Origin of the sequence: Gilliamella sp. App4-10 (assembly GCF_001690495.1) — a bacterium.
GTDB lineage: Bacteria > Pseudomonadota > Gammaproteobacteria > Enterobacterales > Orbaceae > Gilliamella > Gilliamella apicola_G.
In genome coordinates this window covers 1-1,157 of record NZ_LZGS01000016.1, presented here as the reverse complement: position 1 = coordinate 1,157, position 1,157 = coordinate 1, and the positions used below count along the sequence as shown (strand labels likewise).

Sequence of the window (1,157 nt, the reverse complement as noted above, 5' to 3'; positions counted from 1 at the left end):
ATTGATATTACCGAAACAACTGGCGATAGAGAGTGGTTATTGGAGTGGGAAAATAATGTCTGTAAAAGGATTGAATCACGCTATTTAGATTATGCAGAAACAGATCATTCAGGTAATATAAAATTATATTTCAACGATCAAAAACAAATCAGCCGAGCAATTATTGAGGATGATTATGTTTATGTTTCCTTATTAGTACCTAGAGATGATTTAGGTCTTGATTTTAAAACCTTTGATGATTTATTGGCAAAACAGGATATTTTTGCCGATAACCTCTCTATCTGGTCAATTGATGATTCATTATTTAACCAACTGTTAGATCGCGGGCTCTTAAATCAGATAACGCAGTTAGAGTTATCCTATACAAATATTGAATATTCTACCTTTGCTAGATTAGCTCAATTACCTTCTTTACAGACATTAAAATGTAAAGAATCTTCCGTCTATAAAATAGACCTCGTTGCTGCCGAAAAACAAAAACAGCAATATCGAGCGCAAGCACTCGCATTATTTGCCCTACAACAAAATAGCAATATAAAAATAACCTTTAATGACGGCAGAATCGATTATTTTCAAGAATTCTTACCCGATGATTTAAAACATCAACTTACTTAACAGATTAAAAAATCATGATAGTCAGAATAGAACTCAATCAACTAGAAAAGCGCAGTAATGACTACTTTTATAACGATACGCCGTTTAATGGCGAAGCTTACGATCATCGAGATAATCAACTTTATCAGGTATACGAAATTACCGACGGTATTATTACAGGTAGTCGAGATTATGGTGTTTTTGAAGCCAATGGTATGATAAAGGTCGATTATGAATTGTTACATAGCGGTGACTTTGATTATGAAATGAACGACATCCGTTATTCTTATCAAGGAAAACCATTTACAGGTTTATGTTATCAATATAGTTTTGGTTTTGTACAAGCCGAACATTTGTGTATTGATGGTTGGTTTGTTAAAACTATCGGTTATTATCCCGATGGTACAGGTCGAATAAAAAGATACGAAGAAAAACAAATTGATATTACCGAAACAACTGGCGATAGAGAGTGGTTATTGGAGTGGGAAAATAATGTCTGTAAAAGGATTGAATCACGCTATTTAGATTATGCAGAAACAGATCATTCAGGTAATATAAAATTA

2 protein-coding genes are annotated in these 1,157 nt (G+C 33.0%); both read left to right on the top strand.

The window, feature by feature from the left end:
• The coding region (locus A9G23_RS11475) for a hypothetical protein (protein ID WP_176700593.1) at window positions 1–615 on the top strand (615 nt) is incomplete at its 5' end.
• A 14-nt stretch (window positions 616–629) separates the two neighbouring features.
• The coding region (locus tag A9G23_RS02725; RefSeq protein WP_141674899.1) for a hypothetical protein at window positions 630–1,157 on the top strand (528 nt) is incomplete at its 3' end.